General features: G+C 67.1%; 26 protein-coding genes and 2 riboswitches. Of the genes, 10 read left to right on the top strand and 16 right to left on the bottom strand.

Annotated elements, in window-relative coordinates; all coding sequences use genetic code 11:
- Positions 1-109: 109 nt before the first annotated feature.
- The 4 genes from sppA to AC5P65_RS01940 form a co-directional block, all read right to left on the bottom strand.
- Positions 110-2,032 carry a signal peptide peptidase SppA gene (sppA, locus tag AC5P65_RS01955; RefSeq protein ID WP_021203228.1) on the bottom strand — a complete coding sequence of 641 codons (1,923 nt, stop codon included), beginning with the start codon at positions 2,030-2,032 and terminating at the stop codon, positions 110-112.
- Between the two features lie 114 nt (positions 2,033-2,146).
- A complete protein-coding gene (locus AC5P65_RS01950; protein WP_021203227.1) occupies positions 2,147-3,511 on the bottom strand; it encodes an MATE family efflux transporter in 1,365 nt (454 codons plus the stop codon).
- A gap of 207 nt (positions 3,512-3,718) precedes the next feature.
- Positions 3,719-4,294: a DUF3106 domain-containing protein gene (locus AC5P65_RS01945; RefSeq protein WP_111097649.1), complete on the bottom strand. Its 576-nt coding sequence runs from the start codon at positions 4,292-4,294 to the stop codon at positions 3,719-3,721.
- Entirely contained in the window at positions 4,287-5,291 is a 1,005-nt protein-coding gene (locus tag AC5P65_RS01940) for a hypothetical protein (protein ID WP_111097648.1), read from the bottom strand. Before AC5P65_RS01940 ends, AC5P65_RS01945 begins: the two co-directional genes overlap by 8 nt.
- 412 nt (positions 5,292-5,703) lie before the next feature.
- Here AC5P65_RS01940 and AC5P65_RS01935 point away from each other — a divergent pair, with 412 nt between their 5' ends.
- The gene (locus AC5P65_RS01935; RefSeq protein ID WP_111097647.1) at positions 5,704-7,881 is read left to right on the top strand and encodes a primosomal protein N'; all 2,178 of its coding nucleotides are present in this window, start codon (positions 5,704-5,706) and stop codon (positions 7,879-7,881) included.
- 82 nt (positions 7,882-7,963) lie between these two features.
- Here the strand turns inward: AC5P65_RS01935 and AC5P65_RS01930 are convergent, their stop codons facing one another.
- The gene (locus AC5P65_RS01930) at positions 7,964-8,584 is read right to left on the bottom strand and encodes a glutathione S-transferase family protein (protein WP_019660796.1); all 621 of its coding nucleotides are present in this window, start codon (positions 8,582-8,584) and stop codon (positions 7,964-7,966) included.
- Between the two features lie 79 nt (positions 8,585-8,663).
- Between AC5P65_RS01930 and AC5P65_RS01925 the strand changes: the two genes are divergently transcribed.
- Positions 8,664-8,855, top strand: coding sequence for a hypothetical protein (locus AC5P65_RS01925; RefSeq protein ID WP_146256769.1), 192 nt, complete (start codon positions 8,664-8,666; stop codon positions 8,853-8,855).
- Between the two features lie 34 nt (positions 8,856-8,889).
- Here AC5P65_RS01925 and AC5P65_RS01920 read toward each other — a convergent pair whose 3' ends face one another.
- On the bottom strand, positions 8,890-9,669 hold the full coding sequence (locus AC5P65_RS01920) for an NYN domain-containing protein (RefSeq protein WP_010481148.1): 780 nt from the start codon (positions 9,667-9,669) through the stop codon (positions 8,890-8,892).
- 123 nt (positions 9,670-9,792) lie between these two features.
- Here AC5P65_RS01920 and AC5P65_RS01915 point away from each other — a divergent pair, with 123 nt between their 5' ends.
- Positions 9,793-11,073 carry an NAD(P)/FAD-dependent oxidoreductase gene (locus tag AC5P65_RS01915; protein ID WP_180832207.1) on the top strand — a complete coding sequence of 427 codons (1,281 nt, stop codon included), beginning with the start codon at positions 9,793-9,795 and terminating at the stop codon, positions 11,071-11,073.
- Between the two features lie 81 nt (positions 11,074-11,154).
- Here AC5P65_RS01915 and AC5P65_RS01910 read toward each other — a convergent pair whose 3' ends face one another.
- Both AC5P65_RS01910 and AC5P65_RS01905 read right to left on the bottom strand, forming a co-directional pair.
- Complete coding sequence (locus AC5P65_RS01910; protein ID WP_180832206.1) at positions 11,155-11,607, bottom strand: hypothetical protein; 453 nt, start codon at positions 11,605-11,607, stop codon at positions 11,155-11,157.
- Positions 11,608-11,788: 181 nt separating this feature from the next.
- Entirely contained in the window at positions 11,789-12,064 is a 276-nt protein-coding gene (locus tag AC5P65_RS01905) for a GIY-YIG nuclease family protein (protein WP_021203220.1), read from the bottom strand.
- Between the two features lie 40 nt (positions 12,065-12,104).
- A riboswitch (glycine riboswitch) is annotated at positions 12,105-12,194 on the top strand.
- Positions 12,195-12,207: 13 nt separating this feature from the next.
- Positions 12,208-12,313, top strand: a riboswitch (glycine riboswitch).
- 82 nt (positions 12,314-12,395) lie between these two features.
- Here AC5P65_RS01905 and AC5P65_RS01900 point away from each other — a divergent pair.
- Positions 12,396-13,013 (top strand): trimeric intracellular cation channel family protein, encoded by a 618-nt coding sequence (locus AC5P65_RS01900; RefSeq protein ID WP_019338935.1) that lies wholly within the window; start codon positions 12,396-12,398, stop codon positions 13,011-13,013.
- 85 nt (positions 13,014-13,098) lie between these two features.
- Here the strand turns inward: AC5P65_RS01900 and AC5P65_RS01895 are convergent, their stop codons facing one another.
- The 6 genes from AC5P65_RS01895 to AC5P65_RS01870 all read right to left on the bottom strand — a co-directional run bounded on the left by AC5P65_RS01895 (position 13,099) and on the right by AC5P65_RS01870 (position 17,065).
- Positions 13,099-13,410: a DUF5076 domain-containing protein gene (locus AC5P65_RS01895; RefSeq protein ID WP_010481144.1), complete on the bottom strand. Its 312-nt coding sequence runs from the start codon at positions 13,408-13,410 to the stop codon at positions 13,099-13,101.
- A gap of 285 nt (positions 13,411-13,695) precedes the next feature.
- Positions 13,696-14,769, bottom strand: a complete 1,074-nt coding sequence (locus tag AC5P65_RS01890) for a 3-deoxy-7-phosphoheptulonate synthase (RefSeq protein ID WP_495215395.1) — start codon at positions 14,767-14,769, stop codon at positions 13,696-13,698.
- Between the two features lie 294 nt (positions 14,770-15,063).
- Entirely contained in the window at positions 15,064-15,321 is a 258-nt protein-coding gene (locus tag AC5P65_RS01885; protein WP_111097643.1) for a hypothetical protein, read from the bottom strand.
- Between the two features lie 112 nt (positions 15,322-15,433).
- Complete coding sequence (locus AC5P65_RS01880; RefSeq protein ID WP_010481139.1) at positions 15,434-15,772, bottom strand: DUF6616 family protein; 339 nt, start codon at positions 15,770-15,772, stop codon at positions 15,434-15,436.
- Positions 15,773-15,827: 55 nt separating this feature from the next.
- Entirely contained in the window at positions 15,828-16,568 is a 741-nt protein-coding gene (locus tag AC5P65_RS01875) for a DNA alkylation repair protein (RefSeq protein WP_021203218.1), read from the bottom strand.
- Positions 16,565-17,065: a MarR family winged helix-turn-helix transcriptional regulator gene (locus AC5P65_RS01870; RefSeq protein ID WP_021203217.1), complete on the bottom strand. Its 501-nt coding sequence runs from the start codon at positions 17,063-17,065 to the stop codon at positions 16,565-16,567. Before AC5P65_RS01870 ends, AC5P65_RS01875 begins: the two co-directional genes overlap by 4 nt.
- Positions 17,066-17,230: 165 nt before the next feature.
- Here AC5P65_RS01870 and AC5P65_RS01865 point away from each other — a divergent pair, with 165 nt between their 5' ends.
- Positions 17,231-18,394 carry a serine hydrolase domain-containing protein gene (locus AC5P65_RS01865; protein WP_111097642.1) on the top strand — a complete coding sequence of 388 codons (1,164 nt, stop codon included), beginning with the start codon at positions 17,231-17,233 and terminating at the stop codon, positions 18,392-18,394.
- 73 nt (positions 18,395-18,467) lie between these two features.
- Complete coding sequence (locus tag AC5P65_RS01860; protein WP_021203215.1) at positions 18,468-18,734, top strand: hypothetical protein; 267 nt, start codon at positions 18,468-18,470, stop codon at positions 18,732-18,734.
- Positions 18,735-18,848: 114 nt separating this feature from the next.
- Here the strand turns inward: AC5P65_RS01860 and groL are convergent, their stop codons facing one another.
- Both groL and AC5P65_RS01850 read right to left on the bottom strand, forming a co-directional pair.
- Entirely contained in the window at positions 18,849-20,498 is a 1,650-nt protein-coding gene (gene groL, locus AC5P65_RS01855; RefSeq protein WP_005411226.1) for a chaperonin GroEL, read from the bottom strand.
- 84 nt (positions 20,499-20,582) lie between these two features.
- Positions 20,583-20,870, bottom strand: a complete 288-nt coding sequence (locus AC5P65_RS01850) for a co-chaperone GroES (RefSeq protein WP_005411227.1) — start codon at positions 20,868-20,870, stop codon at positions 20,583-20,585.
- Between the two features lie 312 nt (positions 20,871-21,182).
- On the opposite strand from AC5P65_RS01850, the gene AC5P65_RS01845 reads away from it, so the two are divergent.
- The 4 genes from AC5P65_RS01845 to AC5P65_RS01830 all read left to right on the top strand — a co-directional run bounded on the left by AC5P65_RS01845 (position 21,183) and on the right by AC5P65_RS01830 (position 26,321).
- A complete protein-coding gene (locus AC5P65_RS01845; RefSeq protein ID WP_111097641.1) occupies positions 21,183-22,973 on the top strand; it encodes an endonuclease in 1,791 nt (596 codons plus the stop codon).
- Between the two features lie 68 nt (positions 22,974-23,041).
- On the top strand, positions 23,042-23,380 hold the full coding sequence (cutA, locus tag AC5P65_RS01840; RefSeq protein WP_010481118.1) for a divalent-cation tolerance protein CutA: 339 nt from the start codon (positions 23,042-23,044) through the stop codon (positions 23,378-23,380).
- Positions 23,377-25,761 carry a protein-disulfide reductase DsbD family protein gene (locus AC5P65_RS01835; RefSeq protein WP_021203212.1) on the top strand — a complete coding sequence of 795 codons (2,385 nt, stop codon included), beginning with the start codon at positions 23,377-23,379 and terminating at the stop codon, positions 25,759-25,761. The genes cutA and AC5P65_RS01835 overlap by 4 nt, the downstream gene beginning before the upstream one ends.
- Positions 25,758-26,321 (top strand): TlpA family protein disulfide reductase, encoded by a 564-nt coding sequence (locus tag AC5P65_RS01830; RefSeq protein ID WP_111104312.1) that lies wholly within the window; start codon positions 25,758-25,760, stop codon positions 26,319-26,321. The genes AC5P65_RS01835 and AC5P65_RS01830 overlap by 4 nt, the downstream gene beginning before the upstream one ends.
- The last annotated feature ends 382 nt before the right edge of the window (positions 26,322-26,703 follow it).

Below are 26,703 nucleotides of genomic sequence, written 5' to 3'. Positions count from 1 at the left end.
GTGGGGTCAGAACCCTTTGCGGGCAAAGGGATCCGACCCCACCAACGAGAACGCCCGGCCGAAGCCGGGCGTTTACAGTAGATCCACGCCATGCGTGGATGTGCTCCGGTCAGAACCCGCAGAAGCAGTACGCCAGCGCCTTCACCGGTGCGCCATTGCCCTTTTCGCGGGCCGCGTTCTCGACAAAGCGCAGCTGCGTATCCACTTCCGGCATCGTGCGCGCCAGCAGCATCCGCGCCATGCCCGAATCGGACAGCATCCAGGCACCAGCGCGGCTGCCGGCGAAACCGCTGACGAACTGCGCGAACGGCGTGGCCGCCTTCTCGATGTAGCGCACGCGATAAGCGTCGGCCTTGCCCAGCTTGGCACGGCTGGCGGCGTCGGCCACGGCATCCTTCAGCCCACCGAAGGCATCGACCAGGCCACGTTCCTTGGCCTGCGCACCGCTCCACACGCGGCCACGGGCCACTTCGTCGACGGCCTCGACAGGCTTCTTGCGGGCGTCGGCGACGCGACCGGTGAAGTCGGCGTAGCCCTTGTTGATCACCGACTGGATGACCTGGCCCACGGCCGGATCCATCGGCCGGGTGACATCGAACGCACCGGCGAAGCGGGTGGTGCCGACGCCATCGGTGTGCACGCCGATCTTGTCCAGCGCGCGGCTGAAGTTCGGCACCATGCCGAAGATGCCGATCGAACCGGTGATCGTCGACGGATCGGCGTAGATGCGATCGGCGTTCATGCTGATCCAGTAGCCACCGGAGGCGGCCAGGTCGCCCATCGATACGACCACCGGCTTGCCGGCGGCCTGCAGGGCGACCACTTCACGGCGGATCTGCTCGGAAGCGAACACTTCTCCGCCCGGCGAATCCACGCGCAGCACGACCGCCTTGACATCGTCGTCGTCGCGCGCGGCACGCAGCAGCGCCGACGTCGATTCGCCACCGATGCGGCCGGCCGGCAGGTCACCGCCGCTGATCTCGCCGGACGCCACCACCACTGCCACCTGCGGACGGTTGTCGACCGGTTTGCGGCGCGCATCAAGCTGGCCCAGGTAGGTGCCGAAGTCGACGTTGCGGAAGCCACCGTCGGCATCTTCGTCGGCCACGCCGCGCTCGATCATCAGGTCCTCGAACTCTTCGCGGGTCTTCAGCGCGGTCACCAGCTTCTGCTGCAGGGCGAACTTGGCCAGATCACCACCAGCAGCAGCGATGCCTTCCGGCAGCGTGTCGATGCCGGCGGCCAGCTGTGCCGGATCCAGGCGGCGGGCCTTGGCGATGTCGCCCAGGTAACGCTGCCAGACGTCGTTCATCCAGAACAGGTCGGCTTCCTTGGAGGCCGGTGACGCCGCGTCGAGCACGTACGGCTCGGCCGCGGACTTGTACTCGCCCACCTTGAACAGGTGCACGTCCACGCCCAGCTTGTCCTGCAGGCCGGTGCGGAAATACTGGCGGTAGCGGCCGAGGCCCTCGAGCACGACCGAGCCCATCGGGTCCAGGTAGACCTCGTCGGCCTGCGCGGCCAGCAGGTACTGCGACTGGCCCATGCTCTCGCTGTAGGCCACCAGCTGCTTGCCGGACGCACGCAGGTCCTGCAGCGCGGCGGCCACTTCACGCAGCGAGGCGAAGCCGGACGGCTGCAGCTTGTCCAGTTCCAGCACCACGCGCTCGATCTTCTTGTCTTCCTTGGCCGACTCGATCACCCGCAGCAGGTCGCGCAGCTGGATCTCTTCGGCACCGTTGTCACCCACCGCCTTGGCCAGCGCGCGGCTGACCGGATCGGCGCTGAACTGCTCGACCAGGCGGCCTTCCGGCGCGATCACCAGGGTGGTGCGGTCCTGCAGCGACTTGCTGGCACCGGCGCCCATGCCGGCGGCGATGACGAACATCACCAGCAGCAGGAACAGCAGGCCGAAGAACACCAGGTTGAGGATCAACCGGCGGGTGAAGTTCATGACGTCCCACAGCCCGATGAAGAAACTGGCGACGGGATTGCGACGCGCCGGGGGCAGCGGGGGCACGGGGTGATTCATGGAACGCTCCGGATGGCTTCTTGCCGTGGTACCAGCATAGCCGTTGCCGCGTGATGCGGCATCGGACACAAGTCAGGGGATCGCCCGCCATGGGTGGGCAGGCGGGCGGGACGATCAGGACAGCATCGACTGGCCGATGCGCAGGCTGCTGCGGCGCAGGCGCCAGCCCATCAGGATGGCAGCGGCAGTCAGGCCGACGATCAGGCCGATCCACATGCCCTGCGGGCCCATGCCCAGCCCCAGGCCGAGCCCGGCGCCGAGCGGCATGCCCAGGCCCCAGTACGCGAACATGGCGATGAACATCGGCACGCGGGTGTCCTTCAGGCCGCGCAGCGCACCGGCCGACAGTACCTGGATGCCGTCCGGGAACTGGAAGGTGGCCGCGTACAGCAGCAGGGTCGAGGCCAGCCCGGCCACCGCCAGGTCGTTGGTGTACACGCCGACGATGGCGTCGTGGCCGAACAGCAGCACCGCCGCCGACAGCGTCTGCGTGCCCATGATGATCGCGTAACCGGCCCAGGCCGCGCGTCGCACGCCGAAGCCATCGCCACGGCCGACCGCATGGCCGACGCGCACGGTGGTGGCCTCGGCCACGCCCATCGGAATCATGAAGCACAGCTGCGCGACGTTGATCGCGATCTGGTGCGCCGCCGCTTCATTGGCACCCAGGCGACCGATCAGCAACGCGGTGACGATGAACAAGCCACCTTCCATCAGCACGGTGATGCCGATCGGCAGGCCGGTGCGCAGCAGCTCCCAGATCGCCTTCCAGCGCGGCCCTTCGAAATGCGAGAACAGCTGCAGGTGGGCAAAGCGCTTGGTGCGCCACAGATAGAGGGCAAACGCCGTGGCCTGCAGCCACATCATCACCGCCGAAGCGATGCCCAGGCCTTCCGCACCCAGTTCCGGGAAACCGAGCTTGCCATTGGCCAGCACATAGCCCAGCGGCGCCAGCACCAGCAGGCCACCGAAGCCAAGCAGCATGGTGGGCAGTGTCCAGTGCATGCCTTCGCTGAGGTAGCGCATGCAGAAGTACAGGGTCAGCGCCGGGCCGCCCCAGCGCACCGCATGCAGGAACGCAGTCGCCCCCGGCACGATGTCCGGTGCGATGCCGAAGGCCGGCAGCAGCGGCGGCACCACCGTAAGGAAGGTGAACATGATCAGGCCCAAGCCCAACGCCAGCCACAGCGCCTGGCGGAACAGCGGGCCGATCTCGCGCTCGCGGCCAGCGCCGTGCAGCTGCGACACCGAGGCGGTGAGCGAGATCAGGGTGCCGATCGGAATCAGCATCGGCAGCCACAGCAGGGCGGTACCGATGGTGACTGCGGCAAGGGTGGCCGTGGCGTGGTGGCCGGCAATCACGTTGTCGACGAAGGAGATCAGACCGGTGGACACATGGCCCAGCACGAGCGGCAGGGCGAGCAGACCGGTGGCGCCGACTTCCTTGCTGAAGCGCGGCGTGGAGGTTGCAGTAGACATAAGGTGCTTGACGCGAACTGCGGTTGCGCGCGAAGGGCACAGGCACCGGGTTGCGGGCGCCCATCTTACGCGGGCAGCGCGTGCATTCCCATGACATGGCGTGAATGCCGGGTTGCGGCTGCCCCAAGCAAAAAGGGGACGGAGGGGATTAAGTCGTATCAGGCCAGTCAGTGCCGAATGCGACTTAATCCCCTCCGTCCCCTTTTTCTACTGCCCGGCCTGGCGCTTGAGCCAGCTGTCGCGTTCGGCGGCGGGTACCGCGAGGAAGGCGCTGCGTACCGCATCGCGTTCCTGCGGCGGCGTGCGCTGCGCGACCAGGGTCAGCTGGGCCAGCTGCGCCGGGCTGAGTTGGCGCAGCACGGCCAGCGCCGACTCGCGTTGCTCCGGCGGCACGAATCCGAACAGTCCGTGCAGCTTGGGGAACTCCAGGCCCAGCTGCGGGCCCAGCCGCCATCCGTCGCGGAACGCCTGGTCCTGTGCCTGGAACTGCTGCCGCATGCGCTGCTGTTGATCGGCCGGCAGCGCATTGAAGCGCGCGGCGGCCTGGCGGATGCGCTCGCGCTCGGCTTCCGGCAATGCGCGCCAGGCGGCGTAGTCGGCGCGGCGCTGGCGCTGCTGCTGCGGATCGAGCTGGGCAAAGCCAGCCGGTGCCGCGGTCGAAGCCGGCGGCACGGCCGGGGTGGCCGGCGATGGCGGCGGCAATGGCACGTTCAACGATTGCGGCGCCGCAGACAGGGACAGCGGCAAGGCCAGCAACAGGCTGGCGAACACGGACTTATTCATCGGCGGCGGCGGTTTCCAGCGTGGCACTGGCCGGCTCCGGTCGGCTCGGCTTGGCTTGCGATTCGTCCACCGGCAGCGGACCGCCCGCGGCGGTCCATGCGTACAGGTCAGCATCGGCAACCAGCGGGTAGTCGCGATCGGCCAGCATCGCTGCGTCGTCATTGGCTTGGGCATGCGTTGCATCCGGCGTGGCGTCGACCTTGCTCGGTGGCAGGGCTTCCACCGTCACCGGACCGGCCTCGCCCACGACGCCTTCCGGCAGCGGCGCATCGTTGCCGAAGGAACGTCCCTGCAGGTAGCGCCAACCCAGCGCAGCGGCCAGCAGCACCGCCACGGTTACCAGCAGGATCAGCGGACCACGCCAGCGCGGCTTGGCGTCCGTACGACGGCGCTTGCCATGGGCTGCCGCGCGCTCGTCCCGCTGCGGTGCTCGCCAGCTGGAGGTCGGCGCTTCATTGTGGGCGGCGGGTGCCGCCGGCTGCTGAAGCTGCTGCAGGCGCGTGGCCGGCAGTTCACGGATGCGCGCCTGTACCTGTTCGGCCAACTGTCGCCAGGCCGCGGCATCGGGCTGGCCCTGGGCATCGCGCGGGCAGGCATCGGCCAGCAGGTGCTGGTAGCCGGCCTCGTCCTGGTCGAGCACGCGCGTGGCGATGCTCTCGTCCAGGCTGCCGCCTACCCGCAGCAGCAGCGCCAGGCGCGGCAGCGGCGACATCGCAGCCAGCGCGGCCAACGGTGGCGCCCATTGGCCACCCATCGGCTCGCGCAGGGCCTGGCGCTGGCCCAGCAGGGTCCAGAAGCGGGTCGGCCACTGCGCCATCGGCAGGTCGCTGGCAACGGCCGCGAACGCGCGCATCACTGCCACCAGGGTCTGTTCGGCGCGCGCGGCATCGCCGCACTGCAGCTCAGCCACCACCAGGGCGCGGCGCTCGACGCCACGCAGGAACGCCGACAGCGCGCCGGCCGCGGTCGAGGAAACAGGGGCGGGCACAGCCGTCATCGGTCACTCCAAAGGTCTGGGGGAATGATAGCGGCAGGCAATCGACGCCCGTAGGACTTGCGCCCACGGATACTTCGTGCTGCAGGTTGTGCACAGCACCACGCTCCCGGCGCGGGAAACTGCGGCAAGCAGCTGAATTCACTCTGTTTCAGCAATGTTTCACACTTAAGCTGTTGATTTTGAATAGTTTTTAAGTGTGGCTATTTTTTGACCAACCCAAGCGTGAGCTCGTCGCCATCGGCCTCCTGCGTTCCCGTCGACCGGTAACGCACAACGTTATCCACAGAACATGTGGATAAGCCTGAATCTCCAATGGACACCGATATTTAGGTGACATTTATGATTCAACGGGCGCCGCTCCGCCGTCTCCCACCCCGCCATTCGCGCGCGCATGGCCCGGTACACTGGCCCGATGCTTTCACCGTTTCCGACCCTGCAGGTCGCCCTGCCCGTCCCCCTGCCCCGTCTGTTCGACTACCTGTCGCCGGAGGGCGATGGCCCCACGGTTGCGGTCGGCTGCCGCCTGAAGGTGCCGTTCGGCAACCGCGAGCTGGTCGGGGTGGTGGTGGGGCACGGCCAGACCGACGACGGCCGGGGACTGCGCCAGGCGTTGGCCTGGTGCGACCCGCAGCCGCTGCTGCAGGGGGAGCTGTGGCAGAGCCTGCAATGGCTGGCGCGTTACACCCACGCACCGCTGGGCGAGGTACTGAGCACCGCCCTGCCAGGACCGCTGCGTCATGGCGAAGCCCTGCCCGACACCCACCACTGGGGCTGGCAGTTGACCCCCGAAGGCCATGCCCAGCGCGGGAAGCTGCGCGCCGGCAGCCGCCCGCGGCAGTTGGCCGAACTGCTGGCCGGGGCCGTGGTGGATGAGGATGTACTGGGCGAACGCATGGAGGACTGGCGCACCGCCGCGCGCAGCCTGGCCAAGCGTGCGCTGGCCGAGCGCGTGGCGATGACGGTGGCACCGCAGCATGCGCAGCCGCTGCCCGGCCCCACCCTCAACCCGGACCAGGCCGAAGCGGTGGCCGCCATCAATGCCGCCGAAGGCTTCCAGCCCTTCCTGCTGGATGGCGTGACCGGCAGCGGCAAGACCGAGGTGTACCTGCAGGCCATCATCCACTGCCTGGCGCAGGGCAGGCAGGCGCTGGTGCTGGTGCCGGAAATCGGTCTGACCCCGCAGACCCTGGCACGCTTCCGCGGCCGCCTTGGCATCGCCGTGCACGCATTGCATTCGGGGTTGAACGACAACGAGCGCGCGCGCGTCTGGGCTGCGGCTTCGCGCGGCGAGGCACGGGTCATCGTCGGCACCCGCTCGGCGGTGTTCACGCCATTGCCGCAGGCCGGGCTGCTGATCATCGACGAGGAACACGACGGCAGCTACAAGCAGCAGGACGGCATCCGCTATCACGCGCGCGATTTCGCTCTGGTCCGGGCCAAGGCGCTCGGCATTCCGGTGCTGCTCGGCAGTGCCACCCCTTCGCTGGAAACGCTGCATAACGCCTACGCCGGGCGCTACACCCACCTGCGCCTGAAGCAGCGTGCCGGTGATGCGCGGCCACCGCGTGTGCGCATCCTCGATGTGCGCAAGCGGCCGCTGCACGATGGCCTCTCGGCTGATGTGCTGGCCGGCATCGACGAGCACCTGCAGCGCGGCCAACAGGTGCTGGTGTTCAAGAACCGGCGTGGCTACGCGCCGGTACTGCTGTGCCACGACTGCGGCTGGACCGCACCGTGCAACCGCTGCGATGCACCGATGACCGTGCATGGCGGCGGCCGCCGCCTGCAGTGCCATCATTGCGGCGCGCGACAACCGGCACCGCTGGCATGCCCGGCCTGCGGCAGCCTGGCGCTGCAACCGCAGGGCATCGGCACCGAACGCCTGGAAGAGCATCTCACCGCGGCCTTCGCCGACGTCCCTGTGGTGCGCATCGACCGCGGCACCACGTCACGTCGCGATGCACTGGAACAGCAGCTGGCGAGACTGGGCGACCAGCCCGGCATCCTGGTCGGCACGCAGATACTGGCCAAGGGCCACGACCTGCCGAAGCTGACCCTGGTGGTGGTGGTGGGCATCGACGAAGGCCTGTTCTCCGCTGACTTCCGCGCCAGCGAGAAGCTGGCGCAGCAGCTGATCCAGGTGGCGGGCCGTGCGGGTCGTGCACGTGATCCCGGCGAGGTCTGGCTGCAGACCCATCACCCCGGGCATCCACTGCTGGAAACGCTGGTCAGCGGTGGCTACCACCCGTTCGCACAGGCGGAGTTGAATCAGCGGCAAGCCGCAGGATTCCCGCCATTCGCGCACCTGGCGCTGATGCGCGCCGAAGCGCAGCAGGTGGAGCATGCCAATGCGTTCCTGCTGGCCGCACGACAGTTGCTGGGCGAGCAGGACGTGGTCGAGGCCTACGGGCCGATGCCAGCACCGATGCCACGCCGCGCTGGCTACCAGCGTACGCAGCTGCTGCTGTCTGCCATGCAGCGGCCGCCACTGCATGGCGTGCTTTCGCAGCTGGTGCCACAGCTGTACGCGCTGCCGGAAGCACGCAAGGTGCGCTGGTCGCTGGATGTGGATCCAACGGACCTGTATTGATCCCGTAGAGCACTGCCGAGCATGGCTCGGCACTACCGTAGAGCCGAGCCATGCTCGGCTGCGTTTCAGCACCGGGCAGTGCTTACGTCAGCGGCGACATCACGCCGCGCTGGTAGGCCGGCCGCTCGCGCAGGCGGGCGTACCACTCGGCCAGGTGCGGCAGTTCCGGCCGCTGGATCGGCAGCTCGTACCAGGCGTAGATCAGCGAGCCCAGCGGAATATCACCCATCGCGAACTTGTCGCCCGACAGCCACGGCTGTTTGGCCAGCGTGGCATCGGCCATCGCCAGGTAATCGCCGGCGCGCACGATCGCGGCATTGATCCGCGATTCGTCCCGGTCGGCCGGGGCGGTGCGCATGATGCCCCAGATCAGGTCGCTGTACAGCGGCGCCATCCGCGAGGTGCTCCAGTCCATCCACTTCTCGGCCTGGGCACGCTCCATCGGGTCTTCGGCGTACAGCGTGCCCAATGCGTAGCGTGCGCTCAGATAGCGCACGATGGCGTTCGATTCCCACAGCGGCAGGCCATGGTCTTCGATCACCGGCACCAGGCTATTGGGATTCATCGCCTGGTACTCCGGCGTCTGCGTGCCGCCGTGGCTGCCACCGACTTCGATGGATTCATACGGCAGGCCGATCTCCTCGGCGCACCACAGCACCTTGCGGACGTTACTGGAATTGCGGCGGCCCCAGATCTTCAACATTGCGGATTTCCTTGCCTGCAGCAGTGCGCCACGGTGGCGCGGAAACGCTACGATACGCCCATCCACAGGGAGAGACGACGTGACTGCATGGGATGCTTTGAACTACGTTCTGCTGGCAGCAGGGCTGGGGATGCTGGTGTTGGGCTACCGCCGCTCCAATCGCAATCTGCTGCTGTGTGCGGGCCTGTTGCTGCTGGCCTTCAACGGCATTGAGGATTTCGCCACCGGGTTCGCCGACGGCTATGCGAATTCGGAAGCACGGGTGATCTGATTGGTTTGGGTGATGTGCCGGCCAGCGGCCAGCACTACCGGTTTTTCTTCGGCAGCGCGCGCACGTAGGACGACTTGCCGTCCTTCTTCAGTTCGAACAGGCCGATCGCCGCCAACAGGTCACTCAACTTCCCGTAACCATAGTTGCGCGGATCGAACGAGGCCTGGTTGCCGATCTGGCTGCCAACCGGCCCCAGATGCGACCAGCCATCCTCGCCCTCGGCCGAGGACACCGCGCGGCGCAGCATCTTCACCAGCCGGGTGTCGCTGCGCATTTCCGCACCGCTCTTGCGCGGCCGCGCATCGTCGTTGGCCACCGGCTCGTTCGAGGCCTGTTCGCTGGAGGCCTGTTCGGTATCCGGCACGCTGGCGTGGGTCTGGCCCAGCGCTTCCAGGTAGGTGAACTTCGAGCACGCGTTGACGAATGGCTCGGGCGTCTTCTTCTCGCCGAAGCCGTACACCTTCACGCCATCGGTGAGCAGGCGCATCACCATCGGGGTGAAATCGGCATCGCTGGACACGATGGCGAAGCCATCCAGATTGCGTGCGTACAGCAGATCCATGGCGTCGATCACCATCGCCATGTCCGAGGCATTCTTGCCCTTGCTGTAGGCAAACTGCTGGATCGGGCGGATCGCATATTCGTGCAGCACCGCTTCCCAGCCCTTCAACCGCGGGCTCTTCCAGTTGCCGTAGGCACGGCGCACGTTGGCCACGCCGTAGCGGGCGACTTCGGCCAGGACCTCGTCGATCTTCGAGGCCGGCGCATTGTCGGCGTCGATCAACAGGGCGATGCGCTTTTCCGGTTCGCTCATGGGCTCCTCACGGGCGGTTGCCTGAACCCGAGTATCGCCGATCCGGGCAGGCGCTGACGTGACAGGTGGCCATCATGCGAAGATGCCAGGCGCTTCCCCCAATGCCCCCACTGGAGTGAGTCGATGAGTCGCGAGCGCGTTCCCCACCTGGTTGTTGTCGGCGGCGGTTTTGCCGGTCTCTGGGCCACCCGTGCCCTGGCCCGCGAGCGCATACGCATCACCCTGGTCGACCGCCGCAACCATCACCTCTTCCAGCCGCTGCTGTACCAGGTGGCCACCGCCGGCCTGTCCGCGCCAGATATCGCCGCACCGCTGCGCCACATCCTCGGCAACCAGCGCAATGTGGAAGTCCGCCTCGGCGAAGTGGTGGCCATCGACAAGCAGGCCCGGCAGATCCGCATGGCCGATGGCAGCGCGCTGGACTACGACAGCCTGCTGCTGGCCACCGGCGCCACCCACGCCTACTTCGGCAATGACCAGTGGGCCGATGATGCGCCCGGCCTGAAGACGCTGGACGATGCCATCGCGCTGCGCCGCAAGCTGCTGCTGGCGTTCGAGCGTGCCGAGGCCGAACCGGACCCGGCAAAGAAGGCGGCGTGGCTGAGTTTCGCCGTCGTCGGTGGTGGTCCCACTGGCGTCGAACTGGCCGGCACGCTGGCCGAGATCGCGCGCCACACGCTGCGCAACGAGTTCCGCCACATTGATCCGGCAAGTGCGAAAGTGCGGCTGATCGAGGCCGGGCCGCGCGTGCTGTCCTCGTTCCCGGAAGTGCTTTCGCTGAAGGCGCGTCGGCAGCTGGAGAAGCTGGGCGTGGAAGTGCTGACCGGTACCCCGGTGAGCGACATCGGCAGCCAGGGCTTCACGCTCGGTGACCAGTTCGTGCCGGCACGCACCGTGGTCTGGGCCGCCGGCGTGGCCGCTTCACCGCTGGCGCGCACGCTGGACGTGCCGCTGGACCGCGCGGGCCGCGTGCCGGTGCAACCGGACCTGACCCTGCCCGATCACCCAGAGCTGTTCGTGGCCGGCGACCTGGCCGCACTGAGCCAGGCCGACGGCAAGCCGGTACCCGGTGTGGCGCCCGCGGCCAAGCAGATGGGCAAGTACGTGGCCGAGGTCATCCGCGCGCGCCTGCACGGCAAGCCCGAACCCGGTCCGTTCAAGTACGCGGACTACGGCAACCTCGCCACCATCGGCCGCATGGCCGCGATCGTGCACCTGGGCCGACTGCAGCTGTCGGGCGTGCTGGCGTGGTGGTTCTGGCTGGCCGCGCACGTGTTCTTCCTGATCGGCTTCCGCAACCGCATCGTGGTGCTGCTGAACTGGGCGGTCGCGTATTGGAGCTACCAGCGCAGTGCGCGAATCATCTTCGGTGATGACCGCGACGACCGGCAGCCGAAGCGGTAGGGCTGCACGCAGCGGGGTCGGATCCCTTTCCGCAGGAAAGGATTCTGACCCCGTCAACACCCTCCACGCATGGCGTCGGATCTACCGGTTCATCGGGCCACCGGACACCCACCGTTTCGACCCGGTCCGACAGAGGTCCTCCTTCCTCGCGGTGTCGGCAATCTGCGCGGTACTCCAATGCCGGGTGATCCAGATCGTCAATGCGGTACTACTGAGATGCCAGCGCGGCATGCCGCGCTGCGGTTGCCGCCACGGGTGGCGCCGGGCAATCCAGAAGGCCTCACGCTCAACTTCAGGCACCTTCTTCATCACGTCCTTGTCGAAGAACTGGGCGGTGAAGCGCCAGGGGTTCATCGCGTGGTATCCCGCCCGTGGCTCACTGCTGCACGCAGCCACACCACTGGGCACACGGCCGGCCGGCTTCGGCCGACCGCCTGCCAATGCCAGCCCGAGCAGGTACAGCAGGCCAGGCAACAGCGCGATGCCGGCGACCAGCACGACGATGGAGATCCATGCTTTGCCGGCGGCGCGCATCGTTCACGGCGCCTTCGGTTTCGGGTACCACAGCGACGACAATGACCGACAGTCGTGCTGAAAAGCAAAGGTGGACATCCGGGTCTCCAGCGCTTGGCGCGGAGCGATCATCGCATGGCCCGGCAGCCCATCCACGCATGGCGTGAATCTACAGAACCCGGAGCCGAGCGTGGGCTCGGCTCTACAGAAGCGCAGGATCCGGGGCCTGCAGCCAGGCCAGCTTGCGTTCGCGCGGCTGCTGCTTGAGCTGCCATTCGGCCCGTGACGCGGCGGCCCGGTCCGGGTACTCGCGCACGGCCAGCACGCGCAGCGGTGGCCGCGCCCGGGTGTAGCGCGCGCCCTTGCCGGCCTGGTGGGCGGCGAAACGCGCGTCCACGTCGGTGCTGATGCCAGCGTAATAGCTGCCGTCGCGGCATTCGAGCAGGTACAGGAACCAGGGGCGGAGGGACGGAGTCATGCCCGGATTATGCCGTGCTGCACTGCAGCGGATATACTGGCGCCCGAATGCAGGAGAGAGGCGCCGCGCTGGCGCCCGCCGAAGGCGCAGGCTCCCATGATCGCTCAGGCCGGTGGGCTGGAATCCCACCAACCATGCATTCGACTCGCCGAGCTGGAGAGAGGTCACCGGGCACGCCTGGGACGATCCGCCGAAGGGGCACGCGGCCCATGCCGCTGAACTCTCAGGCAAAAGGACAGCGGGAGCGGCACCGGTCATCGTCATCCCGTCATTGCGCAGGCAGTGGCGGTAGTCGCGCATGGCCGGCCCCACCGCGCCCGGAGCCTGTCCCATGCTGCTGTCCGTCATCTACCTGATCGCCATTTCCGCCGAAGCCATGACCGGCGCACTGTCCGCCGGCCGCCGCCGCATGGACCTGTTCGGCGTGGTCATGATCGCCTGCGTCACTGCCCTCGGTGGTGGTTCACTGCGCGACATCCTTCTTGGCCACTATCCGCTGGGCTGGGTCAAACATCCCGAGTACCTCGGCTTCACCGTGTGCGCGGCACTGATCGCCACCTGGGTCGCACGCTGGATGCACCACTTCCGCCGCACCTTCCTGGTGCTCGACGGCCTGGGCCTGATCGCCTTCACCCTGATCGGCTGCTCTATCGCGCGCGAGGCCGGCCATGCCATGCCCATCGTGCTGATCGCCGGCATGCTGACCGGCGCGTTCGGCGGCGTGCTGCGCGACATCCTCTGCAACGAGGTACCACTCATCTTCCAGAAGGAGCTGTACGCGATCATCGCGCTGCTGACCGGCGCGGCCTACCTGTTGCTGCTGCACTGGGGCGTGGCCGATGCCACCGCAATCCTGTGCTGCCTCGGCGGCGGCTTCGCGCTGCGCCTGCTGGCGATCCACTACCGCTGGGAAATGCCGAAGTTCGTGTACCACGACGAAGTGCATTGAAGTTCGCGTTCTCCACGTCGCCCAGCGCTTGTTGCCGTGTTGCGTTGGGACGCTGTCTCCAGCGCCGCGGCGCCCATCTGGTCCCTCAGTGGCGGACCACGAATCCCCCCGAGCGCCCACTGGACGGCGCCCGCAGCTCTTCATCGAATGCATCCTTGATCGCGTTGATCGCCGCGCCGCGGTCCATCCCGCCACTCACGACCAGAGCATCTGCGACATGCTGGGCGACGTCTGCCAGGATGCGTCCCCACGCATGCTCCTCTCGAATGCCAGGACGATCGCCATACAGGCCAACGTTCAGCGAAGCATGCAATCCCCGTTCGGCAATCCACACGCGGATCATCTCGATGGAATCCTCATCGCGCTGTGCGGCTTCTGGAATGATCAGTTCTTTCATGGCTGCGGCCACCAAACAGGAAGTGGCATTGTGACGTGACCTGGAGCGTACGTGGAGCGGATCTTCTACAAAGCCCCGCGCTTCGCGGGCTCGACGCTACATGAAGGCCCCATCCATCGTTCTCACCACCCCGGCGATGTACCTGGCGCTGTCGCTCATGCGCAGCGCCAGGCGCATCGCCGGTGCAGATGGGCCGGTCTCCAACTCCGACCGGCCCTGATCGCGGCCGCACCCCCGCAGGCGCTGGCCGCCATCCACACACGTGCCGCACTCAGGCGGCTTCCATCAGGCGGCTTCGGACACCTTCACTTCACGGCGGGCGCGCACGGCCGCGGCCAGCCGCTCCAGCACCGTCACGGTGGTGTCCCAGTCGATGCAGCCATCGGTGATGCTCTGCCCATAGACCAGCGGTTGGCCTTCCACCAGTTCCTGGCGGCCACCGACCAGATGGCTCTCGATCATCACGCCCACGATGCGCTGTTCGCCGTCTTCCAGCTGAACAGCGATGTCGTCGATCACCTTTGGCTGGTTTTCCGGGTTCTTCAGGCTGTTGGCATGGCTGGCGTCGATCATCAGGCGCGCTGGCAGCTTGGCCTTGGCCAGCACCTGGCAGGCCTCGGCAACACTGCCTGCGTCGTAGTTCGGCTGCTTGCCGCCGCGCAGGATCACATGGCAGTCGGGGTTGCCGGTGGTCGACACGATGGCGGTGCCGCCCTGCTTGGTGACCGACAGGAAGTGATGCGGATTGGACGCAGCACCCACCGCGTCAGCGGCGATCTTCACGTTGCCATCGGTGCCATTCTTGAAGCCGACCGGGCACGACAACCCCGACGCCAGCTCACGATGTACCTGGCTTTCGGTGGTGCGTGCGCCGATCGCGCCCCATGCCACCAGGTCGGCGATGTACTGCGGCGAGATCACATCGAGGAACTCGACACCGGCCGCCAGGCCCAGCTTGTTGATGTCGCGCAGCAGGCCGCGCGCGATGCGCAGGCCCTTGTCGATCCTGAAGCTGCCGTCCAGGTCCGGATCGTTGATCAGGCCCTTCCAGCCCAACGTGGTGCGCGGCTTCTCGAAGTACACGCGCATGACGATTTCCAGTTCACCGGCCAGCGCGTCGCGCAGCGGCTTCAGGCGCTGGGCGTACTCGATGGCGGCCTTCGGGTCGTGGATCGAGCACGGGCCTACCACCACTGCCAGGCGGTCGTCGCGGCCATGCAGGATCTGGTGCAGGGCCGCGCGCGAGGCGCTGACGGTGCCGGAGGCTTCATCGTCACACGGCAGCATCGCCAGCAGCTGGGCAGGCGGTGTCAGCGGTTCGATGGTGCGGATACGCAGGTCGTCGGTGTGCGGGGGCATTGCAGGAGATCTCCGGAACGTTGGGGGTCCCCAGCGCGGCGGCATGAAAAAAGCCGCCAGGTTCGCTGGCGGCTTTCGGGAATGCGTCTGAAGCTTTCTTCAGGGTGAGCGCAGTCCTTCCTCCGCCAGTGGCTTCGGAAAGTAATACCAGTAAAAACGGGTAGCGGCTGCGTTCATGGGATCTATTGATAGCACAGCTTTTGCGCAGTGCAAAATGTTTCATCCGCAACTGGGGCGCGGTTCAACGATGCGCCCGCCCGCGCAGCCCACGCGGTGGTCGCCGTGCAACGTCGCTCATCTGCCATGCACTTCCACGTCCAGCAGCAGGCCTTCGTGGATATCGGCCCAGCGCTCCAGCACCCGATCCAGCTCCTGCCGGGCCTCGTCCAGCTGCTCGGGGTTGAGCAGGGAGCGTGCGGTGTAGAGGTCGGAGACCAATCGACGCAGGGCCGATTCCGGGATGGCCACCGACGGGTTCTCCTGCCCCGGCAACTGCAATGCCGGGCACTCGCCAAGCGGACCGAACAGCGTGACCTCGAGCTTGCTCTGCATGATCAACGTCCCTGCGGATGGACATGGGCAACGCACTGTTTACCGTGTATCGGTGACAGGCGCATGTGCCGCCCATGCCGAGGACCGGGATCTGCCGGCGTCTGCCGCCCCGCTACAAGGCGGCCAGGTCGGCCAAGTGCTGGGCCATGCTGTCCATCGCGCCCACCGCATGGGTGGTGGTGAAGTACTCATGCCAGCCGGTAGCGGCAATGCCAGCCACCAGCGCATCGACCTCCTCGCGGCTCGCGCAGCGCCAGACCGCATAGAACTGTTCATCGCTGCTATGCGGTACGTCCCTGGCAATGCGGCCCATCGCCAGCGGCGTGATGCGGGCTGGATCGAACTGCTGCATGCCGGCGCCAATACGGGCGAAGAAGGCATTCCGCTGCTCGGGCGGCAGTGTGGTCCAGGCCGGCGTGGCGGTATAGAGCTCGATGAAGGTGTGCGACATGGTGGTTCTTCCTTGAGGTTGACGGGGTTGCGGGGTTGTCGGCCAGCATCCGGCACTACCGGAGCGAGCGCAGTGCGCGTTTGCGGATGTAGGCGTTGGCGTCGCTGTGGCGCTCGTGCTGCCAACGCGTGCACAGCACGCGCAGCCACTTCGGCTGAGTCTTGCCGGCATCATTGAGCCAGTTGCCGACCGAATCCTGCACGTAGCGTTCCGGGTCGTCAGCCAGTGCTTCCAGCATCGGCAATGCATGTTCAGGGTGCTGCTTGAACAGCGCGATATGTGTGGCCCAGACACCGCGCGGACGCAGTGCTTCGCAGGCGAAGCGGCGCAGGTACGGCGAAGTTTCCTGTGTCCACGGTTGCAGGTACTCAAGCGCCTGCATCGGCGCGGCAACGATGTCCGTGCGTAGCGCCAGCCACGCCCATTCGCGCACACCGAAGTGTGGATCGTCGGCCAGCGTGCGCATCTGCTGCAGCTTCTCTGCCAACGTCGCGCGGGCATCGCTGCCGATCAGGTAGCAGGCCCAGCCGCGCACGGTGTCGGACGCATGGTCCTGCCATTGCACGGGATCGCCCTGCCCCGCCTCACGCAGCAGTTGCGCAGCCAAGGCCATGCGCAGTGTGATGCCCTTGCCTGAAGCATCCTGCATGCGTTGCAGCGCTTCCGGTGCAAGCGCAGGCGCTACCACCTGCAGCAGCGCGGCGAAATCCACTGCCAGGCATTCGGCCAGATGGGTGGCGGCGACGCTGCCAGTGTTGAGGGCATGCAGCCGTTCCGCCGCAATCGCCGGGCTCATGCTGCAGGCTCTCGTCCGGCATCGGTGTGCTGCCAGACCTTATGCAGCAATCGCGACAGGTGCTGCTGTTCATCGGAGTCCAGACCATTGAACAGGCCACCGATCCACTGCGTGTGCTGGTCGAACAGCGTCTCGGCCAAGCGCTTACCCGGTCCCGTCAGTACGATCTGCAGGCGGCGGCCATCCTCGGCATCGCAGCGACGCTGCAGCAGTCCTTCGCGCTGCAGGCCATCCAACAGGCCACTGATGGTGGCACGGGTCACGCCTGCGCGCTCGGCCAGCACGTGGGGCGGCAACGTGCCGCCGGCCCCATGCAACAGGAACAGCACGATGAAGCGACCCTCACTGAGCCCGTGTGGTGCCAGCCGGGCGGCGCAGTCGCGATCGATTGTCGAGGACAGCGACAGCAACTGGAAGCACAGATGCAGCTGGGCGACATTGGCGTGGCCGCGCCGCCGGGCCTCGTCCAGAAGGGCGCCATGCTTTGCCTCGAGCATCATGATTTCCGTTCTGTTTAGGCGCCTAATCATATTCACGCCACAACAGAGTGCAAGACTGGCCGGGCCAGCCGCCGATCCACGCAGGGCGCGCTCCTGGCACAAGGGGTGGAAGCAGCCGAAGCTGCGGTAGCATCGCGCCACGCCCCACCAGGAGTTCCACGCATGTGCCGTGCCACCCTGATGTTGCTGACGCTGCTCCCGCTGGCGGTACTGGCCGCGCCGCCACCCGTGCCCTCGCCCACTCGCATCGATGCCGAAGCACAGCGGCTGATGCAGGCGGCCCACGCGCGCGGCATGGCGCTGGCGGTGATCGATGGCGGCAAGGTGGTGCATGTGGCCGCCTACGGTGAACGCAACGCCGCAGGCGAGCCGCTGCGCACCGACACCGTGATGTACGCTGCGTCACTGACCAAGATGGCTTTCGGCCATCTGGTCGCACAGCTGGCGCAGGACGCGCGGATCGATCTGGATGCCAGCATCGCTACCGCCCTGGACAAACTGCTGCCGGACTATCCACCGGAACCGAAGAAGTACGCCGACTACAGTGTGCTGGCCGGAGATGCCCGCTGGCGCCAGCTCACCCCACGCCTGCTGCTCAACCATTCCAGTGGCTTTGCCAACTTCGGCTTTCTGGAGCCCGATGGGCGCCTGAAGTTCCACTTCGATCCGGGTAGTCGATATGGGTATTCCGGAGAAGGACTGATCCTGTTGCAGTTCGTGATCGAACGCGGGCGGCTGGGCGAGGATGTGGGTGCGTTGATGCAGCAGCGCGTGTTCGATCGCTTCGGCATGGCGCGCACCAGCATGCTGTGGCGCGCGGATTTCGCCGGCAACCTGGCCGCTGGCTGGACCGCCGAAGGCAATACAGAGCCGCACGATGAACGCAGCCGCGTGCGTGCGGCTGGTTCGATGGATACCACCATCGCCGATATGGCCCGTTTCGCCGCTGGCTACGTGCGCGGCGATGGATTGTCAGCGGCGATGCGCAGGGAGCTGGTGCGGCCGCAGCTGCAGATCACCACCGCCAGCCAGTTCCCCACCCTGCAGCCGGAGCTGCCGAAGGCGCAGCAGCGCAAGGACCTGGCGGCTGGCCTGGGCGTGGTGACGTTTCTCGGCCCGCAGGGCGCAGGCTTCTACAAGGGCGGCCACGACGATACGGTGGGCAATACGCTGGTATGCATGGAGCAGCACCAGCGCTGCGTGGTGATCCTGGGCAACGATGTGCGGGCAGAGGCGGCCTTCCCGGCCTTGGTGGCGTTCGTGCTGGGCGACACCGGCGTGCCGTGGCAGTGGGAGTACGGCGCGGCGAAGGCGTTTGTCAGATGATCGAAGCGTTACCGTTGCACACAGGTCCCGCAGTCGTGCAGCATGCAGACACGGATGCAATGCAGGAGACAGGATGAATCGCCCAGAGATCGATGCCATTGCCGAAGCGGTGTTGAAGCCGGGTGCACGACGTCTGTGCATCGCTGCACGCCATCGCCAGGCGGCACATCGGCAGCGACGTCAGCGGGTGGGAGCTGGCGCCAGTCTGATCGGCATGGCGGCGGGCCTGCTGCTTGCGCCGATCACGGAGCTGCCGTGGGTGCAGGGCATGATCGCGGGAGGCGCGCTGGCCCTGCTGGTGGCCCACCTGTGGCTGCAGCGGCGCGAGGGCCGCGCGTAGATCCCCGCCTGGGAGCGGCATCCACGCATGGCGTGGATCTACTTTGATTCCGACCGGCCACAAAAAAACCCCGCCTTCCGGCGGGGTTTTTCATTGCAGGGTGACAGCGGGGACTTAGAAGTCCATGCCGCCCATGCCACCCATGCCGCCCATGCCACCGGCGCCGCCCATGGCCGGCTCGTCCTTCTTCGGAGCTTCGGCCACCATGGCTTCGGTGGTGATCATCAGGCCGGCGATCGAGGCCGCGTTCTGCAGCGCCGAACGGGTCACCTTGGTCGGGTCCAGGATGCCGAACTGCAGCATGTCGCCGAACTCGCCGGTGGCCGCGTTGTAGCCGAAGCTGCCGGTGCCCTCCTTGACCTTGTTGATGATGACCGACGGCTCGTCGCCAGCGTTGGCCACGATCTCGCGCAGCGGGGCTTCCATCGCACGCAGGGCGATCTGGATGCCGTGGTTCTGGTCTTCGTTGGCACCCTTCAGGCCGGCCAGCGCGGTGATCGCGCGGACCAGGGCAACGCCGCCGCCCGGGACCACGCCTTCTTCAACGGCTGCACGGGTGGCGTGCAGGGCGTCGTCGACGCGGTCCTTCTTTTCCTTCATCTCGATTTCGGTCGAGGCGCCGACCTTGATCACGGCAACACCGCCGGCCAGCTTGGCCACGCGTTCCTGCAGCTTCTCGCGGTCGTAATCGGAGGAGGTGTCCTGGATCTGGGTCTTGATCTGCGCCACGCGTGCATCAACGTTGGCCTTGTCGCCGACGCCGTCGATGATGGTGGTGTTCTCCTTGGAGACCTGCACCTTCTTGGCGCGGCCCAGGTCCTTGATGGTGGCCTTTTCCAGCGACAGGCCGACTTCTTCGGAGATCACGGTGCCGCCGGTCAGCACGGCCATGTCTTCCAGCATCGCCTTGCGACGGTCGCCGAAGCCCGGGGCCTTGACGGCCACGACCTTGACGATGCCACGGATGGTGTTGACCACCAGGGTCGCCAGCGCTTCGCCTTCGACTTCTTCAGCGACGATCAGCAGCGGCTTGCCGGCCTTGGCGACGCCTTCCAGCACCGGCAGCAGGTCACGGACGTTGGAGATCTTCTTGTCGTGCAGCAGGATGAACGGATCATCCAGGTCAGCGGTCTGCGACTGCTGGTTGTTGATGAAGTACGGCGACAGGTAGCCGCGGTCGAACTGCATGCCCTTGACCACGTCCAGCTCGTTGTCCAGGCCCGAGCCTTCTTCAACGGTGATGACGCCTTCCTTGCCGACTTCCTTCATCGCGTCAGCGATGATCTGGCCGATCGACTCGTCCGAGTTGGCCGAGATGGTACCGACCTGGGCAATCGCCTTGTCGTCGGCGGTCGGCTTGGAGATGTTCTTCAGCTCGGCGACGGCAGCCGAAACGGCCTTGTCGATACCGCGCTTGAGGTCCATCGGGTTCATGCCGGCGGCCACGGCCTTGGCGCCTTCGCGGATCAGGGCCTGGGCCAGCACGGTGGCGGTGGTGGTGCCGTCGCCGGCATCGTCGTTGGTGCGCGAAGCAACTTCCTTCACCATCTGCGCGCCCATGTTCTCGAACTTGTCAGCCAGTTCGATTTCCTTGGCGACGGAGACGCCGTCCTTGGTGATGGTCGGGGCGCCGAAGCTCTTTTCCAGCACGACGTTGCGGCCCTTCGGGCCCAGGGTGGCCTTGACGGCATTGGCGAGAACGTTCACGCCGCGCACCATGCGCGAACGGGCATCTTCACCGAAACGGATATCCTTGGCAGCCATGTGCAGTTACCTCATCTGGTAGCGCCGGGCCATGCCCGGCGGCTGGGTGTTGGAATCAGGGGATGGAACAGGTCGCGCCGGGGCTCAGCCGATGACGGCGAGCACGTCGTCTTCGCGCAGGACCTTGTACTCGACGCCTTCGCTCTTGTACGAGCTGCCGGCGTACTGGCCGTAGATGACCTTGTCGCCGACCTTCAGCGACGGCGCGCGCACGTTGCCGTTGTCCAGCGGCTTGCCCGGGCCGACGGCCACGACCTCACCCTTGGTGGACTTTTCCTTGGCCGAGTCGGGGATGACGATGCCACCGGCGGAGATTTCGTCGGCTTCGATCGGCTTGACCACAACGCGGTCGTGCAGCGGCTTGATGCTCATAGGAGACCTCTTAAGTGATTGATTGGTCTAAAAAAGTCCGGCGATGTTAGCACTCGCCCCAGGCGAGTGCCAGAACCGCACGTGAAGAAACCCGACAACGTCGGGAGCAGGGCAGAGATGGAGCCCCGCCGCCCCCTTTCAAGGGCGGAATGAAAAAAATTTTTCCACCCGCGCGCCTCGGCCAGGGCTTCGGTCCAGATCAATTTCGGTGACAAGCGTCGCACTGTCAGACATCTGACGTTCATTTACGACAAAGTGTCACTGGATCGGCCTTAGGCTCGGTCCGGCATTCCCAATCACAAGGAGGAGTCGATGCGATTGCTGTCCCCGCTTGCCGCTGCCTGCCTGCTGGCGCTGGCCGCTGCGCCGGCCCAGGCCGAGGTCTTCATCAACGAACTGCACTACGACGACAGCACCGCCGCCGGTGACGTCGGCGAAGCGATCGAGGTCGTAGCCACTGCCGGTGAGGACCTGTCCGGCTACCGCCTGTACCTCTACAACGGCAGCAATCCGTCCGCCGCCACCGTCTATGCCAACAACCCGGTCCCGGCCGGCACCGCCGCCGGCTGCGGCAGCGCCACCATCGCCGTGGTCAGTTACCCGACCAACGGGATCCAGAACGGCCCGACCGACGGCATCGCCCTGGTCGATGCCAGTGGCAAAGTGGTCCAGTTCCTCAGCTATGAGGGCGCCATCACCGCCTCCGGTGGCCCTGCCGCCGGCATGACCAGCCAGAACATCCCGGTAGCCGAGACCAACAGCACCGCGCCGGGCACCTCGTTGCAGCTGACCGGCAGCGGCAGCCAGTACACCCACTTCACCTGGGCCGAATCGGCCGGCCAGACCTTCGGCAGCTGCAACAACGGCCAGACTTTCAGCGGCGGTGGCACGCCAGGCCCGAACACGCCGCCGTCGGTGTCCACCACCACCCCGGCGCAGGGCAGCAGCACCTTCCCGGCTGCGGCCGATCTGGAAGTGGTGTTCAGCGAAACCGTGAACCTGGCCAGCGGCGCGTTCGCGCTGAGCTGCGGCACCTCCGGCAGCGTGCCGCTGACCTTCCCGGCCAGCGGCCGCAGCGTGAAGCTGTCCACCAACACCGCGCTGGTGGCCGGTGAAGCCTGCCGCTTCGACATCCGCGCCGCGCGCATCACCGACCTGCAGGGCGCACACCCGGCCGCCGACAGCCGCATCGCCTTCACCGTGGCCAGCACCGGCGGCAATCCGGACCCGGGCAACCCGGGCGTGCCGGCCGGCTACTACTCCAGGGTCAACACCAGCAGCCCCAGCCAGCTGCGCTGCTCGCTGCACGCCACCATCAAGGGCCATACCGCCTACCCGTACAGCGGCTCGGGCACCAATACCTGGACCATCCTGGAAATCGCCGACGAGGATCCGAACAACCCGAACCGCATCCTCGATGCCTACCGCAACCGCAGCTACGCCAAGGTCAGTGATCGTGCGGGCACCGGCAGCGGCCTGACCTACAACCGCGAGCACACCTGGCCGAACTCGCTGGGCTTTGCCACCACCACCGGCGACAAGGGCCTGCCGTACGCCCCGTATACCGACACCCACATGCTGTACCTGACCGACGCGCAGTGGAACGCCGATCGTGGCAACAAGCCGTTCGGCAAGTGCGACGCCAGCTGCGGCGAGCGCGCCACCGAGGCCAACAACGGCCAGGGTGGCGGCAGCGGTGGCTATCCGGGCAACTCCAACTGGGTGCGCACGCCGGACGGCAACACCGGCACCTTCGAGGTGTGGGGCAAGCGCAAGGGCGACATGGCGCGTGCGGTGATGTACATGGCGATCCGCTACGAGGGCGGCAAGGATGCGGCGACCGGCCAGTCCGAGCCGGACCTGGAGCTGACCGACGACCGCAGCAAGATCGTCAAGACCAGCAGCTCACCGGCCTACATGGGCCTGCTGTCGACCCTGATCGACTGGCACCTGTCCGACCCGCCGGATGATGCCGAGCGTGCGCGCAATGACGTGGTCTACAGCTTCCAGGGCAACCGCAACCCGTTCATCGACCACCCCGAGTGGGCCACCCCGGCCCTGTTCACCTCGGCCAAGCCGGCCACCTGCCAGCTGGCCAACTGACCGCGCAACGCAGCGGTCCACGGCCGCCGCCGGGCCCTGGCCCGGTGGCGGCCCTATACTCGATGGTCATGTCGACCGTCGATCCCGTCCTGCTGCTGTTGACCACCTGCCCGGACCGGGCCAGTGCCGAGCGCATCGCGCACGCGCTGGTCGGCGAGCGCCTGGCCGCGTGCGTGACCCGCCTCGATGGCGCGCAGTCGACCTACCGCTGGCAGGGCGAGGTGACCACCGACGCCGAGCTGCAGCTGCTGGTGAAAACCACCGCGAGCCGCGTCGATGACGCAATCGCCCGGATCGTCGAACTGCATCCGTATGAACTCCCGGAGTGCATCGCGGTCGAAACCCGGGCCGGCCTGCCGGCGTATCTGGATTGGATCCGGGCACAGACCCGGGAGGACACTGATTGAAGACTCTGTTTGCGCGTGGCGCTGCCTTGTGCGCCCTGTTGTGCCTTTCGCTGCCCGCCTTCGCCCTGGATGAGAAAGACCTGCTGCCGGTGGACCAGGCGTTCGCATTGACCGCCACTGCCCCCGAACGTGGCCAGGTGCAGCTGCAGTTCAAGATCGCGCCAGGCTATTACCTGTATCGCCACCGCACCAGCGTCAAGGCTGATCCGGCGTTCAATGCCGGCGCGCTGCAGATGCCCAAGGGCGACAAGCACCACGACGATTTCTTCGGCGAGGTCGAGACCTATCGCGAGCGCCTGCTGGCCACCCTGCCCGGCACGCCGACCGACGCTGCCGGCACCATCAGCCTGGAAGTGCGTTATCAGGGCTGCGCCGATGCCGGTGTCTGCTACCCGCCGCAGAAGCGCGTGGTGCAGGTCACCCTGCCGGGCGCCGGTGCGGCGGCGGCGGTGCCTGCCGCGCGTGCCGGTGCGGCCAGCCCGTTCAATAACCCGCTGGCCGGTGCCGGCAACAGCGGTGGCCTGCGCCTGCCGGGCGCGGCCAACAACAGCCAGGCCCTGCCGCTGCCGTCGGAACAGGCGTTCGGCTTCGATGCCATCGCCAGCGACGGCAACACGCTGCTGCTGCGCTTCAGCCCAGCGCCCGGCTATTACCTGTATCGCGACCGCACCTCGCTGAAGCTGGAAGGCAGCGCCGGCGTGCTGGCCGGCAAGCCGCGCTGGCCAGCCGCGCAATCGCATCGCGACGAGCACTTCGGCGATGTCTCGGTCTACTTCAACCAGGTGGAAGTACCGCTGCCGCTGCGCCGCGCTGTCACTGATGCCGTCGACAGCACCCTGGTGGTGACCTTCCAGGGCTGCCAGACCGATGGCATCTGCTACCCGCCGATGACCCGCCGGGTGAAGCTGTCGATTCCGGCCGGCAAGGTCAGCGCCAGCGCCGACCAGGCGCCAGCGCGCAATGACGTGATCAACCCGCTGCCTGCTGCCAACGGTGCACCGCGCGAAGCCGCCAACGGCGCCCCGCTGCGCCTGCTGCCAACCGTGCCCAACACGGATGCAGCGGCACCGGCCGCCGCAGGTGGCGCCACCGCCAGCAGTGAATTCGCCACCGATGCACAGGGCGACAATGCGCTGCGCACGCGTCCGCCGGTGACGACGCCGAATCCTGATCGTTCGTTCGTCTGGGTCCTGCTGCTGGCGCTGGCCGGTGGCCTGGTACTGAACCTGATGCCCTGCGTGCTGCCGATCCTCTCGCTGAAGGTGCTGAGCCTGGCGCAGAGCGGCGAAAGCGCGCAGCGCGCGCGCAGCCACGCGCTCTGGTACACGCTGGGCGTGCTGGTCGCGTTCGCCGTGATCGGCGCGTTGATGGTCGGCCTGCGCGCGATCGGCAATGCCGTCGGCATCGGCTTCCAGCTGCAGCACCCGGGTGTGGTGGCGGCGCTGGCCTACATCATGTTCGCGGTAGGCCTGAGCCTGTCCGGCGTGTTCACCCTGGGCGGCGGCATCGGCAATCTGGGCCAGTCGCTGGCCAGCCGCAGCGGCCCGGCCGGTGACTTCTTCACCGGTGCGCTGGCCTGCGTGGTCGGCAGTGCCTGCGTCGGCCCGTTCATGGGTGGCGCGATCGCCTACGCGTTCATTGCCCCGCCGCTGAAGGCGATGACCGTGTTCCTGTTCCTCGGCCTGGGCCTGGCGCTGCCGTTCCTGCTGATCGGGTTCGTGCCGGCGCTCGCACGCCGCCTGCCCAAGCCGGGCCCGTGGATGGAAACGCTCAAGCACGTGCTGGCCTTCCCGATGTATGCCACCGCGCTGTGGCTGCTGTGGGTGCTGGGCAAGCAGCGTGGCGTGGATGGCATGGCGCTGGTGCTGGGTGGCCTGCTGCTGCTGGCGTTCGGCCTGTGGCTGTTCGAGCGCAACCGCTGGACCGGCTCGCGTGCGGTGACACTGCTGGGCGTACTGCTGGCGATCGGCGCGCTGGTGCCGGCCTGGGGTGTGACCCAGCTCGCACCGCCGGCGCGGGCCGCACAGGCCGCCAGCGACAACGTGGTCGAGTATTCACCGCAGTTGCTGGACCGCCTGCGCGCCGACAACCGGGTGGTGTTCGTCAACATGACCGCCGACTGGTGCGTAAGCTGCAAGGCCAACGAGCGCGCCGTGCTGTCGCGGCCGGAATTCAAGGAACTGCTCAAGCGCACCAACGCGGTGTACATGCGCGGCGACTACACCAATGTCGACCCGCAGATCACCACGTTCCTGGAAGAGCACAAGGCCGTCGGCGTGCCACTGTACGTGGTGTACGGCCCCGGCGCGCCGCCGACCGTGCTGCCGACCCTGCTGACCCAGGCGGTGGTGGAGGAAGCGCTGCTGCGCACCGCACGATGAAGTGGCAACGGCCAGCGCTGCTGTGGACAGCGGTGCTGGCCGCCGGCCTTGGCCTGTGGGCCGGCCATCGATTGACACCGGCGCCGGTGGCGCCTGAGGCCGTGCCGGGAGCGCCTGCTGTGGCGGCTGCCGCACCCACCCTGCAGGTCGGCGAAAGCCTGCCCGCACTGTCGCTGCCGGATCTTGAAGGCCGGCCGCTGGACCTGCGCCAGCACGCTGGCGGTCGCCCGCTGTTGATCAATGTCTGGGCCAGCTGGTGCGCGCCCTGCGTTGAAGAAATGCCCGAACTGGCGCGTTTCGCACATGTCCAGGGCGAGCACGGTGTGCAGGTGCTGGGACTGGCGCTGGATACGCCGGAGGACGTGCGCCGTTTCCTGCAGCGGGTACCGGTGGATTACCCGATCGTGATCGAGACCCCGGGGCCGCGCGATGCCAGCGTGCAGCTTGGCAATACACAGGGCCTGCTGCCCTACAGCGTGCTGTTCGATGCACAGGGGCGGCTGGTGAAGGCGAAGCTGGGACCGTTCGCCCACGGCGAGATCGACAGCTGGGTGAAGTGAGGGGGGGTTTTTGCAGGGCTTGCAGCCCTGCACCCTGCTCAATGCAACGGCAACGGCCAGAGCCAAAGCCAAAGCGGGCTTTCCGTGGGATGGCGGGGCGCTGTGGCTGTGCAGGACACGCCGTAAACCCCCCTCCGGGGTCCGGCCCAGCCGCTGGCGGCTGTGCGTTCGGGCGCTTGCGAAGCAGTGCTTCGCAAGCAAAGCGCCCTCACCCATGGGGGCTCGATGGCGCCATCCATGGCGCCAACGGTCCTGCACAGCCACACCGCCCCACCTTCGACAGATTCCGCCGGCTGTTGGTAGGTGTCGACCTTGGTCGACACATCTGTCAGATATCGAATGAAATTCCGGGGTCAGATCCGTTTTCCTACGGAAAACGGAT

This window comes from Stenotrophomonas sp. YJH_SMC_48-3 (assembly GCF_059369375.1).
The sequence above is the reverse complement of the archived record's forward strand: the minus strand, read 5'-3'. Positions and strand labels throughout refer to the sequence as shown.

Bases quoted from the DNA above. Each gene is read 5' to 3' on its own strand.
- AC5P65_RS01905 (WP_021203220.1), bottom strand. From the start codon at position 12,064: ATGACTCCGTCCCTCCGCCCCTGGTTCCTGTACCTGCTCGAATGCCGC.
- AC5P65_RS01885 (WP_111097643.1), bottom strand. From the start codon at position 15,321: ATGCAGAGCAAGCTCGAGGTCACGCTGTTCGGTCCGCTTGGCGAGTGC.
- cutA (WP_010481118.1), top strand. From the start codon at position 23,042: ATGTCGACCGTCGATCCCGTCCTGCTGCTGTTGACCACCTGCCCGGAC.
- AC5P65_RS01900 (WP_019338935.1), top strand. From the start codon at position 12,396: ATGCTGCTGTCCGTCATCTACCTGATCGCCATTTCCGCCGAAGCCATG.
- AC5P65_RS01950 (WP_021203227.1), bottom strand. From the start codon at position 3,511: ATGTCTACTGCAACCTCCACGCCGCGCTTCAGCAAGGAAGTCGGCGCC.
- AC5P65_RS01895 (WP_010481144.1), bottom strand. From the start codon at position 13,410: ATGAAAGAACTGATCATTCCAGAAGCCGCACAGCGCGATGAGGATTCC.
- AC5P65_RS01830 (WP_111104312.1), top strand. From the start codon at position 25,758: ATGAAGTGGCAACGGCCAGCGCTGCTGTGGACAGCGGTGCTGGCCGCC.
- AC5P65_RS01910 (WP_180832206.1), bottom strand. From the start codon at position 11,607: ATGCGCGCCGCCGGCAAAGCATGGATCTCCATCGTCGTGCTGGTCGCC.
- AC5P65_RS01870 (WP_021203217.1), bottom strand. From the start codon at position 17,065: ATGCTCGAGGCAAAGCATGGCGCCCTTCTGGACGAGGCCCGGCGGCGC.
- AC5P65_RS01875 (WP_021203218.1), bottom strand. From the start codon at position 16,568: ATGAGCCCGGCGATTGCGGCGGAACGGCTGCATGCCCTCAACACTGGC.
- AC5P65_RS01935 (WP_111097647.1), top strand. From the start codon at position 5,704: ATGCTTTCACCGTTTCCGACCCTGCAGGTCGCCCTGCCCGTCCCCCTG.
- sppA (WP_021203228.1), bottom strand. From the start codon at position 2,032: ATGAATCACCCCGTGCCCCCGCTGCCCCCGGCGCGTCGCAATCCCGTC.
- AC5P65_RS01945 (WP_111097649.1), bottom strand. From the start codon at position 4,294: ATGAATAAGTCCGTGTTCGCCAGCCTGTTGCTGGCCTTGCCGCTGTCC.
- AC5P65_RS01920 (WP_010481148.1), bottom strand. From the start codon at position 9,669: ATGAGCGAACCGGAAAAGCGCATCGCCCTGTTGATCGACGCCGACAAT.
- groL (WP_005411226.1), bottom strand. From the start codon at position 20,498: ATGGCTGCCAAGGATATCCGTTTCGGTGAAGATGCCCGTTCGCGCATG.
- AC5P65_RS01860 (WP_021203215.1), top strand. From the start codon at position 18,468: ATGAATCGCCCAGAGATCGATGCCATTGCCGAAGCGGTGTTGAAGCCG.
- AC5P65_RS01880 (WP_010481139.1), bottom strand. From the start codon at position 15,772: ATGTCGCACACCTTCATCGAGCTCTATACCGCCACGCCGGCCTGGACC.
- AC5P65_RS01865 (WP_111097642.1), top strand. From the start codon at position 17,231: ATGTGCCGTGCCACCCTGATGTTGCTGACGCTGCTCCCGCTGGCGGTA.
- AC5P65_RS01890 (WP_495215395.1), bottom strand. From the start codon at position 14,769: ATGCCCCCGCACACCGACGACCTGCGTATCCGCACCATCGAACCGCTG.
- AC5P65_RS01850 (WP_005411227.1), bottom strand. From the start codon at position 20,870: ATGAGCATCAAGCCGCTGCACGACCGCGTTGTGGTCAAGCCGATCGAA.
- AC5P65_RS01940 (WP_111097648.1), bottom strand. From the start codon at position 5,291: ATGACGGCTGTGCCCGCCCCTGTTTCCTCGACCGCGGCCGGCGCGCTG.
- AC5P65_RS01930 (WP_019660796.1), bottom strand. From the start codon at position 8,584: ATGTTGAAGATCTGGGGCCGCCGCAATTCCAGTAACGTCCGCAAGGTG.
- AC5P65_RS01845 (WP_111097641.1), top strand. From the start codon at position 21,183: ATGCGATTGCTGTCCCCGCTTGCCGCTGCCTGCCTGCTGGCGCTGGCC.
- AC5P65_RS01915 (WP_180832207.1), top strand. From the start codon at position 9,793: ATGAGTCGCGAGCGCGTTCCCCACCTGGTTGTTGTCGGCGGCGGTTTT.